Origin of the sequence: Streptomyces sp. SudanB25_2051 (genome assembly GCF_964272635.1) — a bacterium.
Lineage (GTDB): Bacteria > Actinomycetota > Actinomycetes > Streptomycetales > Streptomycetaceae > Streptomyces.
The window spans coordinates 718,166-734,075 of record NZ_OZ186787.1; the positions used below are offsets into that span (position 1 = coordinate 718,166).

The following is a 15,910-nucleotide window of genomic DNA, read 5'->3' on the forward strand; positions in this document are numbered from 1 at the left end:
GGCCGGGGAAACCACCGGGAAAGCGCGGGGCGCGCGCCCGGCGCACTGTCCGTGGAGTGATCTCCTCCGTCACACTGGAGTTCCGGGCTCCCGGGAGCCGGACGATTCCGGGGCGAGGAGGCGACGCGGATGCGGTTGCGGGCCGAGCACGGTGAGGTGGCCGCGCGGCCGTCCCCGGCGTGGTGGACACGGGCGGTTTCGTCGGGCCGGGCGCGCGGTGCGGCCGCCGTCCTCGCGGGGGCGCTGCCCGCCCTGGCGTTCCCGGCGCCCTCCCTGTGGTGGCTGGCGTACGGGGCGCTGGTGCCGTGGCTGCTGCTGCTCCGCTCGGCGCCGACCGCCCGGCGGGCCGCGCTGGAGGGGTGGCTGGGCGGTACGGGGTTCGTGCTGGCCGTGCACCACTGGCTGATGCCGAACCTCCATGTCTTCATCCTGGTGCTGGCCGCGCTGCTGGGGCTGCTGTGGGCGCCCTGGGGGTGGCTGGCGCGGTGGGCGTTCCGGGAGGCAGCCGGGTCGCGGACGCGGGCGCTGCTGGCGTGCGCCGTGGTGCCCTCGGGGTGGCTGATGGTCGAGATGGTGCGGTCCTGGGAGGGGCTGGGCGGCCCCTGGGGGCTGCTGGGCGCCAGCCAGTGGCAGGTGGCGCCGGCGCTGCGGATGGCGGCGCTGGGCGGGGTGTGGCTCGTGACGCTCCTGGTGGTGGCGGTGAACACCGCGGTGGCGCTGCTGGTGGCGGTTCCCTCCGTGCGTACGGCCGCTGTCGCGGTGGCGGCGGTGTGCGCGGTCGCCATGGGTTCGGCCTGGCTGTGGCCGGCGCCCGCGGAGCCGGTGGACACGGTACGGGTGGGGGTCGTCCAGCCGGGCGTGATCGGCGGGCCGGACGGCCCGGAGCGGCGGTTCGCCCGCGGCGAGGAGCTGACGCGTGCCCTGGCCGGGCGGGACGTGGACCTCGTGGTGTGGGGCGAGAGCAGCGTGGGCGCCGATCTGGCGGCCCGGCCGGACCTCGCCGAGCGGCTGGCCGAAGTGTCCCGGCAGGTCGGGGCGGAAGTGCTGGTGAACGTCGACGCGCGCCGCTCGGACCTGCCGGGGATCTACAAGAGCAGCGTCCTCGTCGGCCGGGACGGCCCGACCGGGGACCGGTACGACAAGATGCGGCTCGTCCCGTTCGGCGAGTACGTGCCCGCGCGGTCCGTGCTCGGGTGGGTGACCTCGGTGGGGCGCGCGGCCGACGAGGACCGGCGGCGCGGCACGGCCCAGGTGGTGATGACGGCCGGGAAGGACGGGGAGCTGGCGGTGGGGCCGCTGGTGTGCTTCGAGTCGGCGTTCCCCGACATGAGCCGCAACCTGGCGCGGGACGGCGCCCGGGTACTGGTCGCCCAGTCGGCCACGTCGACGTTCCAGGACAGCTGGGCGCCCGCCCAGCACGCGTCGCTGGCGGCGCTGCGCGCGGCGGAGACCGGGCGGCCGATGGTCCACGCGACGCTGACCGGGGTGAGCGCCGCGTACGGCCCCGACGGCGCCCGGATCGGCACGCCGATCGGCACGGACCGCAGCGCGGCCGCCGTCTACGACCTGCCGCTCGCCACCGCGACGACCCCGTACACGCGGTTCGGGGACTGGGCCCCGTGGGCGGCGCTCGCCGTCCTCGCCGGGGTGGCGGGCGCCGCCGGGGTGCGGGGTGTCAGGCGGCCTGCTCCAGGGCGTCCCGTACGACCCGCTCGCACAGTTCGTGGGTCCGCAGGGCGTCGCGGGCGCTGAGGACCGTGCCGGCCCGGACGGCGTCCAGGAAGGCGAGCGTGACCTGTTCGATGCCGCGCTGCCGGGCGACGGGCACCCAGTCGCCCCGGCGCCGCACGGTGGGCTGGCCCTTGTGGTCGATCACCTCGGCCAGGTTGACGACCTGCCGCTTGGTGTCCTGGCCCGACACCTCCAAGATCTCCTCGGTGGAGCCGCTCATGCGGTTCATCATCCCGATCGCCGTGAAGCCGTCGCCGGACAGCTGGAGCACCACGTGGTGCATGAGGCCGTCGCGGACGCGGGCGCGGACGTCGGTGTGCTCGACCGGGCCCGGCAGCAGGAAGCGCAGCGTGTCGACGACATGGATGAAGTCGTCGAAGACGAGCGTGCGGGGGTCCTCGGGCAGGCCCACGCGGTTCTTCTGTATGAGGATCAGCTCGCGCGGGTGCTCCGCGCACTGGACGTAGGAGGGCGCCCAGCGGCGGTTGAAGCCGACGGCGAGGGACACTCCGCGCCGCTCGGCGAGCTCCACGAGCCGGCGGGAGTCGTCGAGCCCGTACGCGAGGGGCTTGTCGACGTACGTGGGGACGCCCGCTTCCAGGAGCCGCGTGACGATCTCCGGGTGGACGTCGGTCGGGGCGTGCACGAACGCGGCGTCCAGGCCGGCGGCGAGCAGCGAGTCGAGGTCCGTGTGGCGGCGGGCCGCCGGGATGTGGTGGGCCTCCGCGACGCGCTCCAGGGTGGCGGGGGTGCGGGTCTGGAGGTGCAGTTCGACTCCGGGCCGGGCGGTGAGGACCGGAAGGTACGCCTTCTGCGCGATGTCGCCGAGCCCGATGCAGCCCACCTTCACGGGCGTCTCCTCTCACGTGGTGCCGTCCGCCCGCAGCATACGTGTGGCGTGTTTCACCCCGGCGCGCACCCGTCCCGCGCGGGCTCGGGGTGCCCGGCCGGCCGGCGTCGACCGGTCCAGGGGCTCTGCGGGCACCGGTCCGGTCCGGAAGGCCGCCGGCGGGTGTCAGGCTCCGTGGTCGCGGAGGCGGCGGTCGAGGCGGTCGATGGCGGCGCGGACGCCCGCGCCGTATCCGTCGTCGCCGAGCGCTGCGGAGGCGGCACGGGCCCGGTCGAGGTGTTCGCGGGCGGCGTGCGGCCGGCGCAGCTTCAGATAGTCGGCGGCCAGGTTGAGGTGGAGCGACGGGTAGAGGGCCCGCAGGGCGGCGGCCGTGCCGTGCCGGGCGGGCCGGTCGTCGTCGAGCGTGCCGGCGGCGGTGAGGGCGCGCAGGTCCCAGGCGAGTTCGTCGTCGGGGTCGTCCTGCGCGTCCGCCATGGAGTGGGCGAGGGTGCAGCGGTGCAGCGGGTCGCCGTCCGGCCCGATCCGCTCCCACAGGGCCTGGAACCGGTTGCGGGCCTCCTCGCGGTCGCCGCCGTGCAGCAGCATCATCGCCTGGCCGATGCCGGTCATCACCGGGTCGTCGTCCCCGCCGGTCGGGACCTGCTCGCCCGGGCGGCCGGGCGGGGCCGCGTCGTCGTCCGCCATGCTGGGGCCTTTCTCGTCGTCGTACCCCGAAGCTAGCCGCCCGGGCGGCGGTATCCGGGCAGACGCAGCCGACGGCGGCCGGTCACCTGGCGGCGGTCAGCCAGTGCCGCTCCGTGGTCCAGCCGAGGAAGCGGCGGGCGCGGCCCCGGGCCGCCGTGCCGTCGGCGCCGAACGAGCCGCCGGCCGCCACCAGGTGGAGTCCCGCGAGGGCCGGGGTGAGCCCGCCCTCGCCGAGGCCGGCCTCGTCCAGGAAGGCGGCCTGCTCGCCGGGCGGGCACAGCGACAGATGGAAGACGAGGTGCCGCCACGCGTACGCCGCGTTCTTGATCAGCCTGAGCGGGCGCGGGTGGCGGGCCGCCAGGCCGGTGAGGCGTCGGACGTCGTCGAGGCAGCGGCGGGCCAGTTCGGCCGGGCCCGCCTGCGGGGCGGCGCCGACGACGTGGACGAGGGTGGCGAGGTTGTGGGTGGTGAGGATCTGCGCCTGCTCGATCACCGTGCCGTTGGCCGCCGGGCTCCAGGAACGGCCGGCCACGCCCGCCCGCTCGTGGCAGAGCCGCGCGAACCCGCCGGCCGTCCGGGGCGTCCCCTGCCCGCGCGATCCGCCGCTCCCCGCCCGGCCCGTGCCGTGCGCCGCCGCCAGGGCGCGGACGGCGGCGTAGTCGATGCCGTAGTACCGCTCGTACAGCGTGCCCTCCAAAAGGTCGGCGGCGATGGCGGCGGCGGAGGCGAACTTGGGGGTGAACGTGCCCGTGAAGATGTCGGCGGCCAGCTCCTCGGTGAACGGCGCCTCCAGCTCGGCCTGGCGGGCGAGGTGGCCGAACTGCCAGATCAGCGGGTTGGGCAGCAGGGTGCCCGGGAACGCCTCGACGGCCAGCTCCGCCAGCTCGCGCAGCGCCGCGCGGGCGTCGTCCCGTCCGGCGCCGCCGCCCCGGTGCGGGGCGAGCGCCCGCGCCCACGGCAGGTCGTCGGGCCGGGTCTGCCTCGCCAGGTCGAGCAGGAGCAGCGACCGGCGGGACTGGAACGCCCGGTGGTGGGCGGCGGCCAGGGCGCCCAGCGCCTCGTCGGGGCAGGCACGCGCGTGGACGGCGGCGACCAGCTGGGACGCCAGCCGGGCGAGGATCTCGCCGGAGGGGACGATGCCCCGCTCCACGAGGATGCGCAGCGGGGCGGACATCGCCGTCTCGACGGGCCGCCGCACCGCCGCGGGCAGGGCCGTACCGGCGGGGATGCCGGTCTCCTCGGCCTCGCGCGCGGTGACCGGGCCCGTGTACGCGTCCGGGTCCGGCAAGCCGGTGTGGCCCGGCAGCCCGGCCAGGCGGCGCAGTACCAGCCGGGCCAGCGCGTGGTGGGAGGGGCGGGCGGCCTCCTCGGCCTGGCGGCGGCGCAGCGCGGTGTGCTCCGGGGAGCCGGGCAGGCCGCGGCGCCGGACCATCGAGGCGACGGCGTGGCGCAGCAGCCCGAGCCGCCGCGCGTCCAGGGCGCGCCCCGCGACGGTGTCCTCCAGGGCGGCGCGCAGGATCGCGGCGTTCTCCTTGGGCTTGCGGTGCTTGGCGCAGCGGGTGTGGGTGGCCGCGAGCCGCTCGTACCGGTCGAGCAGGGCGGCGCCGCGCTCCAGCCAGGCGGGGCCGGGGGTCCGCTCCAGGACGCGTACGCCGTCGGGGCCCGCGGTCAGCAGCCAGTGGGCGAGCAGCTCGTCGGCGAACGGGCGCCACACGGTGAGGGCCTCGCGCTGGGTCTCGACGGCCGCGTGGGGGCGGCGCCGCTCCAGGGTCGCGGTGGCGTCGGCGAGCGTGCCGCGGTGGACGCCGTCGGCGGGGGCGGGCCGGGGCGACGGGCGGGGTGTGAAGCGGAGCCGGTCGGCGTACGGCTCCAGCTCCCGTACGAGCCGGGCGGCGGCCTCCAGGTCGCCTGCGCGGACCAGCCAGGCGACCGTCAGCAGGGCGGTCTCCTCGGGCAGGTCGGCGGTGTAGCGGCCGCTGTCGAGGAGCGCCCACAGCTCCCGCAGGCCGGGCCTGGTGAGGTGGTGGCGGAAGAGGGCGGCGCGCTCGGCGGGGATGCCGGCGCGGCGCGCGGTGTCGGTCTCGTGGGGCGTGAGCGGCCCTCCGGCGGCGGGGGAACCGGTGGCGAAGCCGCCCCGTACGACCTCCGGGGTGATCCACGCGGGCCACCCGGCGGGGGTGGGAGAGCCGATGGCGAGGCTCCCGGACGCCATGCCGTCGAGCACGTCCCGCCACTGCCGTGCGCGGTGTCCGGCGCGGTCGCGGGTGGCGGGGTCGGGGTGGGTGCGGGCGGTGGCGAAAGCCTTGGCCAGCTGCCCCCGCGGGTATCCGGTGCCCGCGGCGGGCTGGTGGCGGGTGTCGTCGTCCATAAGCCGGCGTGGCAGGATCTGCCCCTGCGCCCTCCGGGTCTGGAGCCCGGTGCTCTGGCTGACTGAGCTACACGCCGTCGGGAAGGGACCTTACGGGGCGGCCCCGGCCGCGACAACGGTTTTTTCACGCCGGGAGCGGAACGTCTTGGCGGGCTCTCAGCGGCCCCCAGGAGGCCCGACGCCGGGAACGGGCGGCTTCAGAGGGATTCCCGAGCGCGGCCCCCGCGAGGCCCGAGACCGGGAACGGGGGGATTCCGGGCCGTGGCGCCCCAGGGGGCTTCGGGGCACGCGGGCGCGAGGGGCCGGCGGCCGGCGGGACCTGGAAGTCCCCCGTGCCCGCGAGCGGCAAGGAGCCGCGGGCCCGGGGGCGGGGTCCTCAGCCGAGGTCGGGGATGCGCCAGTCGATCGGCTCGTGGCCCTGCTCGGCTATGGCCTTGTTGATCTGCGTGAAGGGCCGGGAGCCGAAGAACTTCTTCGCGGAGAGCGGGGAGGGGTGGGCGCCCTTCACCACGACGTGCCGCGTCTCGTCGATGAGGGGCAGCTTCTTCTGCGCGTAGTTCCCCCACAGGACGAAGACGGCCGGGTCGGGGCGGGAGGCGACGGCGCTGATCACCGCGTCGGTGAACTTCTCCCAGCCCTTGCCCTTGTGGGAGTTCGCCTCGCCGGCGCGGACGGTCAGCACGGCGTTGAGCAGCAGGACGCCCTGCTCGGCCCACGGCATCAGATAGCCGTTGTCCGGGACGGGGTGGCCGAGCTCCTCCTGCATCTCCTTGTAGATGTTGCGCAGGGAGGGCGGGGTCTTGACGCCCGGCCGGACGGAGAAGCACAGCCCGTGCCCCTGGCCCTCTCCGTGGTACGGGTCCTGGCCCAGGATGAGGACCTTGACCTTGTCGTACGGAGTGGCCTCGAGCGCGGCGAAGACCTCGTCCCGCGGCGGGTAGACCGGCCCCTTGGCCCGCTCCTCCTCGACGAACTCGGTGAGCAGCTTGAAGTACGGCTTCTGCAGCTCGTCGCCGAGGACGCCGCGCCAGGACTCGGGCAGCATGGCGGTGTCGGTCACGTCAACAACCTCCGGTGTGGGATCGCTTGTCGTTCACAGAACCTACCTGCGACCACTGACAAGCGACCCCACCTCCTGCGTCGGGCAGCCGCTACCAGCTGGTCTTGCGGTGCAGTTCCCACATCTGCATGACGGTCTGCGGGTCGAGGGCGCGCTCGGCGCCGCCGATCTCCTCGCTGGCCGCCACGTACAGCTTGCCCTGCCACAGCGGCAGCAGGCGGACGTCCTCGACGAAGATCTGCTGGGCCCGCTCGAACTGCTCGGTGACCGCGGCGCGGTCGCTCTTGCGGCGCGACTCGGGCAGCAGCCGCTCGGTGATCTCCTGCTGCTCGTACGGCGCGGCGTGGACGTTGTTCTTGCCGACGAACGGCGCGACGAAGTTGTCCGGGTCCGGGAAGTCGGGGAACCAGCCGCGGCCGAAGACCGGGTACTCGCCCTTCTGGTAGGCCTCCTGGAACTCCTTCCAGGGCTTGCCGACCAGGGTGACCTCGAACAGGCCGGAGTCCTCCAGCTGCCGCTTGATCTCGGCGAACTCGGCGGCCGTCGAGGAGCCGTACCGGTCGGTGGTGTAGCCGATGGTCAGCTTGACGGGCTTGTCGATGCCGGCCTTGCGCAGGATGCTCTTCGCCTTGGCGACGTCGGGGTCGCCGTACTGGTCGAAGAACTTCGTGGTGTGCCCGGCGATGCCCTTGGGGACCATCGAGTACAGCGGCTCGGCGGTGCCCCGGTACGCCTTGGCGACGAGGGCGCCCCGGTCGATGACCTGGGCGACGGCCCGGCGGACGGCGGGATTGCCGGCCTGCGGGTCCTGAGGGTTGAAGACCAGGTAGTGGATGGTCGCGCCGGTGGACTCGACCACCTGGAGGCCCTCGTTCTCGGGCTTCTTCTCGCTGAGCTCGACGACCTCCTCGGCGGTGAGGCCGCGGTAGGTGGCGTCGATCTCCTTGTTCTTCAGCGCGGCGACCAGCGCGTCGGACTCGCCGAAGTAGCGGATGGTGACGGCCGTGTTCTTGCGGTCGGACGCGAACCCCTTGTAGGTGGGGTTCTTGACCAGCTCGGCCTCCACGCCCTCGGTGTACTTGGCGAGGGTGTACGGGCCGGAGCCGACGACCTTGCCGTCCTCGCGGAGCTTGTCCGCCGGGTAGGTGGCGGGGTCCACGATCGACATGGCCGGGGTGGCGAGGACGAACGGGAAGGTGGCGTCCGACTCCTTCAGCCGGAAGACCACCGTCTTGTCGCCGCGGGTCTCGATCGTGTCGAGGGACCCGAGCAGGCCGTTCGGACCGCCCTCGGCGTTGATCGTGCGGATGCGCTCGATCGAGTGCTTGACGGCGGCGGCGTCGATCTTGTTGCCCGAGGAGAACTGCAGCCCGTCGCGCAGATCGCACTCGAACACCTTGCTGGCGCTGTCGGCGAACTTGCATTCCGCCGCGTCCGGCTGGGGCGTCGTGCTGCCGGTGGGGAAACTCAGCAGCGTCTGGAAGACGTTCCGGTACAGCTCCCAGGAGCTGTCCCACGCGGCCGCTGGGTCGAGGGTCGTCGGAGAACTCGTCGTACCCACGACGATCTTGCTTTCCGCCTCGGCTTCATCACCCGCGAAGAGACTGCATCCCGCCAGCAGGGATATGGACGCAAGGGCTGCAGCTGCCTGCAGACTGGTCCGGTTGAACACGTGCACACGCTCCTCGTTCAGCCATGGTCGGCAGACCATACCGCAGCGCCCCGCCAGGTCAATCAGGGAGACCGGCGGGGCACTTGAGGCATTAGTCGACCAACCAGGCGCAATCCACCTCAGCCGACTCCGGCATTGAGGAAAATTCCCCCATCGATCACCAGAGTCTGTCCGGTGATCCAGTCCGATTGGTCCGATGTGAGGAATGCGGCGGCGCCGCCGATGTCCGCGGGCACGCCGAGCCTGCCGAGCGGATAGGCGGCGGTCACCTCCGCCTCGCGGCCCTCGTAGAGGGCCTCCGCGAATTTCGTCTTCACCACGGCCGGGGCGATCGCGTTGACCCGGACGACCGGGGCGAACTCGTGGGCGAGCTGGAGCGTGAGGTTGATCATCGCGGCCTTGCTCATCCCGTACGCGCCGACGAACGGGGAGGCGGCGACACCGGCGACGGATGCGATGTTGACGATGGCGCCGCCGTTCTCCCTCTGCCACGCCTTCCAGGTCTGCTGGGCGAAGCCGAGCGCGGAGATGACGTTGGTCTCGTAGACCTTGCGGGCCACATTGAGGTCGAGGTCGGCCATGGGGCCGAAGACGGGGTTGGTCCCGGCGTTGTTGATCAGGTAGTCGACCCGGCCGAACGCCTCCATGGTGCGTTCGACGGCGCGTGCCTGATGGGCCTCGTCGTGGGCCTTGCCCGCGATGTGGACGGCGCGGTCGGCGCCGAGCCGCTCGACGGCCTCCTTGAGGGCGTCCTCGCCGCGGCCGGTGATGCAGACCCTGTCGCCGCGCGCGACGAGGGCCTCGGCGATGCCGTAGCCGATGCCCCGGCTGCCGCCGGTGACGAGGGCGACCCGGCCGGTGGGCTCGGGCAGTGTGCTGGCGTTCATGATCGTCTCTCCCCGCCGCGCGCTAGTTGAGGGGCCCGCCGGCCACGTACAGGACCTGGCCGGAGATGAAGCCGGCGTCGTCGCCGGTGAAGAAGGCGATGGCGTTGGCGACGTCCTCGGGGCGGCCGACGCGCTGGACGGGGATCTGCGTGGCGGCGGCGGCCTGGAACTCCTCGAAGCCCATGCCCACCCGCGCGGCGGTCTGCGCGGTCATCTCCGTGACGATGAACCCGGGCGCGACGGCGTTGGCGGTGATGCCGAACTTGCCGAGCTCCTTGGCGAGGGTCTTGGTGAAGCCCTGGAGGCCGGCCTTGACGGCGGCGTAGTTGGCCTGGCCGCGGTTGCCGAGGGCGGAGGACGAGGACAGGCTGACGATCCGGCCGAAGCCCGCGTCGACCATGTGCTTCTGGCACGCCTTGGCCATCAGGAACGCGCCCTTGAGGTGCACGTCGACGACCGTGTCCCAGTCGGACTCGGACATCTTGAACAGCAGGTTGTCCCGCAGGACGCCCGCGTTGTTGACGAGGATGGTGGGGGCGCCGAGCTCGTCGACGACCCGGGCCACCGCGGCCTCGACCCGGGCGCTGTCGGCGACGTCGCAGCCGACGGCGAGGGCGGTGCCGCCGGCGGCGGTGATCGTGTCGACGGTGTCCTTGCAGGCGGCCTCGTCGAGGTCGAGGACGGCGACGGCGCGGCCCTCGGCGGCGAGCCGTACGGCGGTCGCCGCGCCGATGCCGCGCGCCCCTCCGGTCACGACGGCCACGCGCTGCTGGGTGGTGGACATGCTGGTTCTCCTCGCCCTTGAGTCCCTGGAGTCGCCCGCCGCCACCGTTGCCCGGGTGGTGAGCGACCGCTTAGTACCTTCAGCAGGACGAGACGCTAGAAGCCCTGGCACCCGGTGTCAACGGCCCGTGGCGCGGGTGCCGGGCTTCCGGCGCGCGGTCAGCGGACCAGCAGGTCCAGCAGGCGTTCGACCTCGGCCTCCGGGTCGGCGGTGAGGCCGGTGTGCACGGGGCCCGGCTGGACCACGGTGGAGCGGGGCGCGACGAGCCAGCGGAAGCGGCGGCCCGCGTCCTCGCACCCGGCCTGGCCGGCGTCGTCCCCGCCGCGGCAGACGCCCTCCACGGCGTGCAGCGCGGCCCGTACGCCGAGGACGTCCGCGGCGGGGTCGAGCGCGGTGAGCTTGGCCTCGTCCAGGTGCGTCCGCGCGGCCACGAAGCCCTTGGCGCGGCAGTAGACCACCACGCCGGCGTTGAAGCACTCGCCGCGGTCGACCCGTGGGACGACCCGCAGCAGGGCGTATTCGAAGACGTTGCGCTCGGTCACTCGCCGCTGTCCTTCTGCTTGCTGTGCTTGTCCTGCCCGGTGGTGTGGGGCCAGGGGGTGAGGTGGTCGGTGAGCCAGCCGGGCGCCTGCGAGGGCCTGCGCTCGGTCCGCTTCCCCACGGTGACGCGCTCGTGGATGGTCGCGGCCCTCGGCAGCAGCGTCTCGACGTAGGCGCGCCGCACGGCGTCGGGCGTGTCGAAGCCGGGCTCGTCGACCAGCCATTCGTCGGGTACGTCGGCGGCGACCTCGGTCAGCAGCTCCTCGGTGACGCGCGGGGCCAGCTCGGCGGCAGCGGCGGCCACGTCGGGTCCGTAGGTGGCCAGTACGTGGTCGGAGGCGTCGTACGGCTTGGCGGCGGAGGCCTGGGCGCCGGGCCAGTTGTGGTGCCAGATCATGGTGGCGCCGTGGTCGATGAGCCACGGCTCGCCGTGCCAGACGAGCATGTTGGGGTTGCGCCAGGACCGGTCGACGTTGTTGATGAGCGCGTCGAACCAGACGACCCGGCCGGCCTCGACGGGGTCCATCTCGTACGCGAGCGGGTCGAACCCGATGGAGCCCGGCAGGTAGTCCATGCCGAGGTTCAGCCCGCCGCTGGCCTTGAGCAGCTCCTGGACCTCCTGGTCGGGCTCGCCCAGGCCGATGACCGGGTCCAGCTGGATGGCGACGAGCTCGGGCACGCGCAGCCCGAGGCGCCGGCCGAGCCGGCCGCAGATCACCTCCGCGACGAGCGTCTTGCGGCCCTGTCCCGCGCCGGTGAACTTCATGACATAGGTACCGAGATCATCGGCTTCGACGATTCCGGGGAGCGAGCCGCCCTCCCGCAGGGGCGTGACATAGCGGGTCGCTACGACCTCTTCCAACACTTTCCCAGGCCACCCATCTCTTCAGCCTTGCGATCCAGGGACGACTTCTCCAGGGCGTGGGGGCGGAAATCACCGGTCGACGACGCAGGGGTATCCGTGGAATTGTGGCCGGTGAGCCGGTCTCCCCCTCCCCCAGCAGCCCGCGCGCCCCCTTGCTGCCGGTTTCCGACATGAAGCGACCATGGTAACCGGGGTGATCGCGGGTGAGGGATGTCCGAGCTGGCGGGCCACGGTCACGACGGGCCGGTGCAGGTGTTCCACGTGTACACCGCGATGGCGTGCCGAAGCGCGTGGCGAGCAGGAGGGAGATCTTCTTCCTCTCCCGTCCGGCCTGCCCCACGGCAGCTTCACCTCTACCGGCGGGAAGGTTTCGATGTGACGCTTCAGCGCCTCGGCCACCGACGGGGCAGGTCACCGTGCGGATCTTCCTGCCCCTCGGAAGGGCGAAGTACAGCCTTCCTTGAATCACCTGCACTCGGCACCGAGCGTGAAGCGGGCCGCGTTCGAAGTCGATGTCCTCCGGCTCAGCCCGAAACACCTCGCCCTGGCGCAGTCCACAGCCCCGCCCATACAGCTTGAAGCGGCCCGATACGGGAAGCCGCCGGCGGCCGGCGGCGACGTCGGCGACGAGCGCGTCGAGGGCAGCGCACAGCTCCTCCCGCTGGCCGTGGAGGACGGGGACGCGTCGGCGAGCCAGTTCGTCCCTGTCCGCAGCCCGCTCGCTGTGCCAGATGCGCAGCGTCAGCACCGAAAGGCGGTTGACGACGGAGGCGAGGGTCTCGGTGTTCAGCGGCACGTCGGCGCGGTCCGCGTCCGCCAGCGTGCCGAAGACCTCGTCGGCTAGTGACCTGAGTCAGAGATTCGTCGTTAGTCGGGTATGAGTCGTCCGGGTCCGAAGATTCCGCCGTTGTCGGTCACCGATGCCCAGCGGGGGGTGTTGGAGGGCTGGTTACGCCGTCGTACGACGGCTCAGGCTCTGGCCTTGAGGTCGCGGATCGTGCTGGAGTGCGCCGAGAGCCACTCGATCATGGAGGTGTCCCGCCGGCTGCGGATCGCTCCGGACACGGTCCGCACCTGGCGGCGTCGCTTCATCGAGCGGGGCCTGGACGGCTTGTGCGACGACCCGCGGCCCGGCGTGCCCCGGAAGATCACCGATGCCGACGTCGAGCGGGTCATCGTCAAGACGCTCGAGGAGACGCCGAAGAACGCGACCCACTGGTCGACCCGGTCGATGGCCACGGCCACGGGGATGTCCCAGTCGACCATCTCGCGGATCTGGCGGGCGTTCGCCCTGGCCCCGCACCGGTCGCAGACGTTCAAGCTGTCCACCGACCCGCTGTTCATCGACGAGGTCCGCGACGTCGTCGGTCTGTATCTCGATCCGCCCGAGAAGGCCCTGGTGCTCTGCGTGGACGAGAAGTCGCAGATCCAGGCACTGGACCGCTCCCAGCCTGTTCTGCCGATGGTGCCCGGCGTTCCCGAACGCCGCAGCCACGACTACGTCCGGGCCGGCACCACGACCCTCTTCGCCGCCCTCGAGGTCGCCACCGGCAAGGTCATCGGCTCCCTCCACCGCCGCCACCGGGCGGCCGAGTTCAAGAAGTTCCTCGCGAAGCTGGACAAGGAAGTCCCGGCTGATCTGCAGGTTCACCTGATCCTGGACAACTACGCGACCCACAAGACCCCGGACATCAAGCGGTGGCTGCTGGCGCACCCTCGGTTCCACCTGCACTTCACCCCCACCAGCGCGTCCTGGCTGAACCTGGTCGAGCGGTGGTTCGCCGAACTCACGCAGAAGAAGCTCAAGCGCGGCGTCCACCGCTCCGTCCAAGCCCTCGAACGCGACATCCGGGCCTGGCTCGCCGACTGGAACGAACACCCCAGACCGTTCGTCTGGACAAAGACAGCCGACGAGATCCTCGACAAGGTCGCCGCCTACTGCCCACGAATCTCTGACTCAGATCACTAGTGCTGGGCTCGTCGCATGGACATGAGCAGGGAGCAGGGGGCCACAACTTCATCGCCGCTCGGGTGGACGGTCTGCCTCTCCTCCCCAAACGTTCCGCGTGACACCGACGAAAGCTACGGCCACGCCTCCGCAAAATTTAGACCGTGAGCAGCAGCCCGGCCGCGTGAATCCACAGCGTATCCGTTCCGCAAAGCACGGTCCCGGCCCGCAGTGGGGGCGGGCGACCAGATCCTCATGGAAGGGGGACAAGGAGATGGACAAGCCGAGCGACGCGCTCCGGGGCTATCCCCACATGCCGGCGCCGAGCGAGGTGACAATGTCAACCCATTCACTGTGCTCATCTGCGAAGGGACGGGTATCGCGCGATGAGATGAAGCGCTTGAGATTGTCGAGGTCCTCTTGCAGGTTCTCCAGTGCTTCCTCGTCGTCTTCGTAGTCCTCAGGCAGCGCCTTGGTGAGCTCGGTCAATGCCGCAATCGTCTTCACCAAGGACGAGATGTCTCCATGCAGGGGGATCGGGCGCATGATGCCCTCGGCGAGTTGATGCACCTCACCGGTGCGTGTGTCCAGGACGAGTGTACTGATCTCAAAATTGCCGAGGACGATCCAGCACCCGGCGGACTCTGGGAGATTCCACGTTGCGCCAAGGTCTTCGAGCGAAACCTTCCGAAATGCCACTCCCGGCTTCCTGAAGTCCGGAAACGTCAGGAACTCATTGTCAGGCAGTCCGTTTTCGACCAGGAACGAGCGGGTGTCGCCGGTGATGCCGGCGGCGATTGCCGCTTCTGGAGGGACCCGCTGCACGTGATCGGCACCGAAGATCCGGTCGAGTTCGCTGGGGTGAAAATCAAAGATCACGGGAGCCTGCTGTTCTTCTCTCAGTCCTGGTAGGGAGTTTCCGGAGTGTGGGTCTTATACCAGTTCTTCAAATTTTTTCGATACTCGATGTGTTCGGCGTCTACTCTTCTACGATACTTGTAATCTGTTTCATCTTCCCTCTTGGGGAGCGACTGGTCGTAGCTTTGGGAGTGAGTGACGGGAATACCCTCTCCGAACCACTTGGCGGTCCACCGGTCACAGTATGAAGGTGGCTTCTGGCAGGGTTCTCGCTCAGTGTACAGGCTTTTCAGGTGCTCCTTCTGATTGGCCTTGAGCAGTGGGTACCCGATTGCGCGTTCGGAATGGACGCTCTTGCTGTGGCCGACCAGTATGAAGTCGTGCCCTTTGTCGTCGATGAATCGTCCGGCGGCGTAGTTGTTTCCTGTCCAGTCTTTTTTCGCGTATCGGGCGGTTTGGGTGGCTCGTGCCAGGTCTGTTGAGCCTGGAGCGATGGGCTTCGATTCCACACGTTTCGTGTCGTCGACCCCGACCGGATACGGATTGGTGTCGCCGTCCCGAGGGCGCCAGGCACGTTTACCGCCGTCCTCGGTCATCAGCAGGTGGATGCCGGAGTCGTCGTTCTTGCCGACGGGAGTGGTGGTGCCGTTGGTGTGGAGTTCCACGATGCTGCCGTCGAGGTTGACCAGATACATCGGGACATCACCGGGAACCTTGCAGCTGTCGATGTCCTCCTTGCTTTCCGTGTCGGCCTTCTTGTGTTCCTTCTTGCTGGCGTCGATCTTCCCACCGTGCTTTTCCAGGACATCGACTGTCTCGTCGACCTTCTTGTCGACGGCGTCCTCGGCCTTGTCCATGACGGTGGCGAGCTTGTGGAAGCGGCTGTCCTTGTTGACGGAGCTACGCCGCTTTGCACTGCCCGTCTTGTGAGTGATCTTCTTCTTTTCGAAGTCGCGCTTGGTCTCGTCGTAGCCCCCGGATGCCTTGTCGAACTCGTCGAACTCGATGACTAGATCCATGGCCATGTCCGCGCTGCCCACCGCGTAGCCTCGAGCATCGTCGCCGGCGTCAAACCGGTCGGTAAACAGGTCCTCGATCTTACCGAGGACCCTTCCCTCGATCTTCTCGGTGACGACCAAAGCGATCTGTTCGATGGCGTAGTCGATCGCTTCGTTCAGCGCGATGCGACAGGCGACAATCGCTGCGGCGCTGAGCAGGCCGCTGAGGCCGGCGGTGAAGAACATGCCGACTACACCAGCGGTTGCCGTTGCGGCGGTTGCTGAAAGTTCGGCTATGCAAGCTATTTTGCAGCCTTCGATGAAGCTGGCGCAGTCGTCGAGGGCGTCGGCGAGGTCGTCAAGGCTCTTGCTGAAGGTGGAGAGGTCTTTGGTGGTGAGCTTGCCCCAGCGTCGGTCGATGGCGTCGACGGTCTTGCCCTTGCTGCGGCCGGCGACGATGTGGGAGCAGGCCTTGTTGCCCTGCGCGATGACGTCGCGCAGGCCTACGGCCAGGTTGCGGTAGTCCGTCGCGCTCTCACGGACTTCGTCTTCATCGATGTTGGGCCAGTTGACGCCGACGAGGTCTAGGACCTCGACAAGCTCATCGGGCAGCTGCTTCCCCACGTGTGTTACTCCCCCACGCTTGACTCGACCCGATCAGCTTT

General features: G+C 70.8%; 14 protein-coding genes and 1 tRNA gene. 2 read left to right on the forward strand and 13 right to left on the reverse strand.

Translation table 11 applies throughout. The features are described 5' to 3' along the window. Nucleotides 1–129 precede the first annotated feature (129 nt). Nucleotides 130–1,752, forward strand: a complete 1,623-nt coding sequence (lnt, locus tag ACSUPT_RS03145; RefSeq protein WP_436943422.1) for an apolipoprotein N-acyltransferase — start codon at nucleotides 130–132, stop codon at nucleotides 1,750–1,752. Here lnt and ACSUPT_RS03150 read toward each other — a convergent pair. From ACSUPT_RS03150 to ACSUPT_RS03200, 11 genes are all read right to left on the reverse strand, one after another. Beyond that, entirely contained in the window at nucleotides 1,676–2,581 is a 906-nt protein-coding gene (locus ACSUPT_RS03150) for a Gfo/Idh/MocA family protein (RefSeq protein WP_361661189.1), read from the reverse strand. The two genes, lnt and ACSUPT_RS03150, sit on opposite strands and share 77 nt — an antisense overlap. Before the next feature lie 165 nt (nucleotides 2,582–2,746). After that, on the reverse strand, nucleotides 2,747–3,190 hold the full coding sequence (locus ACSUPT_RS03155) for a hypothetical protein (RefSeq protein ID WP_351967308.1): 444 nt from the start codon (nucleotides 3,188–3,190) through the stop codon (nucleotides 2,747–2,749). A 157-nt stretch (nucleotides 3,191–3,347) separates the two neighbouring features. Continuing rightward, on the reverse strand, nucleotides 3,348–5,633 hold the full coding sequence (locus tag ACSUPT_RS03160) for a hypothetical protein (RefSeq protein WP_436943423.1): 2,286 nt from the start codon (nucleotides 5,631–5,633) through the stop codon (nucleotides 3,348–3,350). A gap of 3 nt (nucleotides 5,634–5,636) precedes the next feature. Beyond that, nucleotides 5,637–5,710 (reverse strand) — tRNA-Trp (locus ACSUPT_RS03165). A 299-nt stretch (nucleotides 5,711–6,009) separates the two neighbouring features. Next, nucleotides 6,010–6,693 (reverse strand): uracil-DNA glycosylase, encoded by a 684-nt coding sequence (gene ung / locus ACSUPT_RS03170; RefSeq protein ID WP_351967256.1) that lies wholly within the window; start codon nucleotides 6,691–6,693, stop codon nucleotides 6,010–6,012. 91 nt (nucleotides 6,694–6,784) lie between these two features. Beyond that, nucleotides 6,785–8,365, reverse strand: coding sequence for an ABC transporter substrate-binding protein (locus ACSUPT_RS03175; protein WP_351967309.1), 1,581 nt, complete (start codon nucleotides 8,363–8,365; stop codon nucleotides 6,785–6,787). Nucleotides 8,366–8,484: 119 nt separating this feature from the next. Next, the gene (locus ACSUPT_RS03180; protein WP_351967257.1) at nucleotides 8,485–9,252 is read right to left on the reverse strand and encodes an SDR family oxidoreductase; all 768 of its coding nucleotides are present in this window, start codon (nucleotides 9,250–9,252) and stop codon (nucleotides 8,485–8,487) included. A 22-nt stretch (nucleotides 9,253–9,274) separates the two neighbouring features. Next, entirely contained in the window at nucleotides 9,275–10,036 is a 762-nt protein-coding gene (fabG, locus tag ACSUPT_RS03185; protein ID WP_351967258.1) for a 3-oxoacyl-ACP reductase FabG, read from the reverse strand. 158 nt (nucleotides 10,037–10,194) lie between these two features. After that, on the reverse strand, nucleotides 10,195–10,578 hold the full coding sequence (locus ACSUPT_RS03190; RefSeq protein WP_351967259.1) for a DUF3037 domain-containing protein: 384 nt from the start codon (nucleotides 10,576–10,578) through the stop codon (nucleotides 10,195–10,197). Beyond that, nucleotides 10,575–11,441, reverse strand: coding sequence for a HipA family kinase (locus ACSUPT_RS03195; RefSeq protein WP_361661202.1), 867 nt, complete (start codon nucleotides 11,439–11,441; stop codon nucleotides 10,575–10,577). Before ACSUPT_RS03195 ends, ACSUPT_RS03190 begins: the two co-directional genes overlap by 4 nt. Beyond that, the gene (locus ACSUPT_RS03200) at nucleotides 11,359–12,237 is read right to left on the reverse strand and encodes a DUF4254 domain-containing protein (protein ID WP_436943424.1); all 879 of its coding nucleotides are present in this window, start codon (nucleotides 12,235–12,237) and stop codon (nucleotides 11,359–11,361) included. The genes ACSUPT_RS03195 and ACSUPT_RS03200 overlap by 83 nt, the downstream gene beginning before the upstream one ends. Nucleotides 12,238–12,318: 81 nt before the next feature. Between ACSUPT_RS03200 and ACSUPT_RS03205 the strand changes: the two genes are divergently transcribed. Then, complete coding sequence (locus ACSUPT_RS03205) at nucleotides 12,319–13,410, forward strand: IS630 family transposase (RefSeq protein WP_436943425.1); 1,092 nt, start codon at nucleotides 12,319–12,321, stop codon at nucleotides 13,408–13,410. 282 nt (nucleotides 13,411–13,692) lie between these two features. On the opposite strand, the gene ACSUPT_RS03210 is transcribed toward ACSUPT_RS03205, so the two are convergent. Further along, entirely contained in the window at nucleotides 13,693–14,268 is a 576-nt protein-coding gene (locus ACSUPT_RS03210; protein ID WP_399220004.1) for an SUKH-4 family immunity protein, read from the reverse strand. Nucleotides 14,269–14,288: 20 nt separating this feature from the next. Beyond that, entirely contained in the window at nucleotides 14,289–15,869 is a 1,581-nt protein-coding gene (locus ACSUPT_RS03215; RefSeq protein WP_399220005.1) for a nucleic acid/nucleotide deaminase domain-containing protein, read from the reverse strand. Nucleotides 15,870–15,910 lie beyond the last annotated feature (41 nt).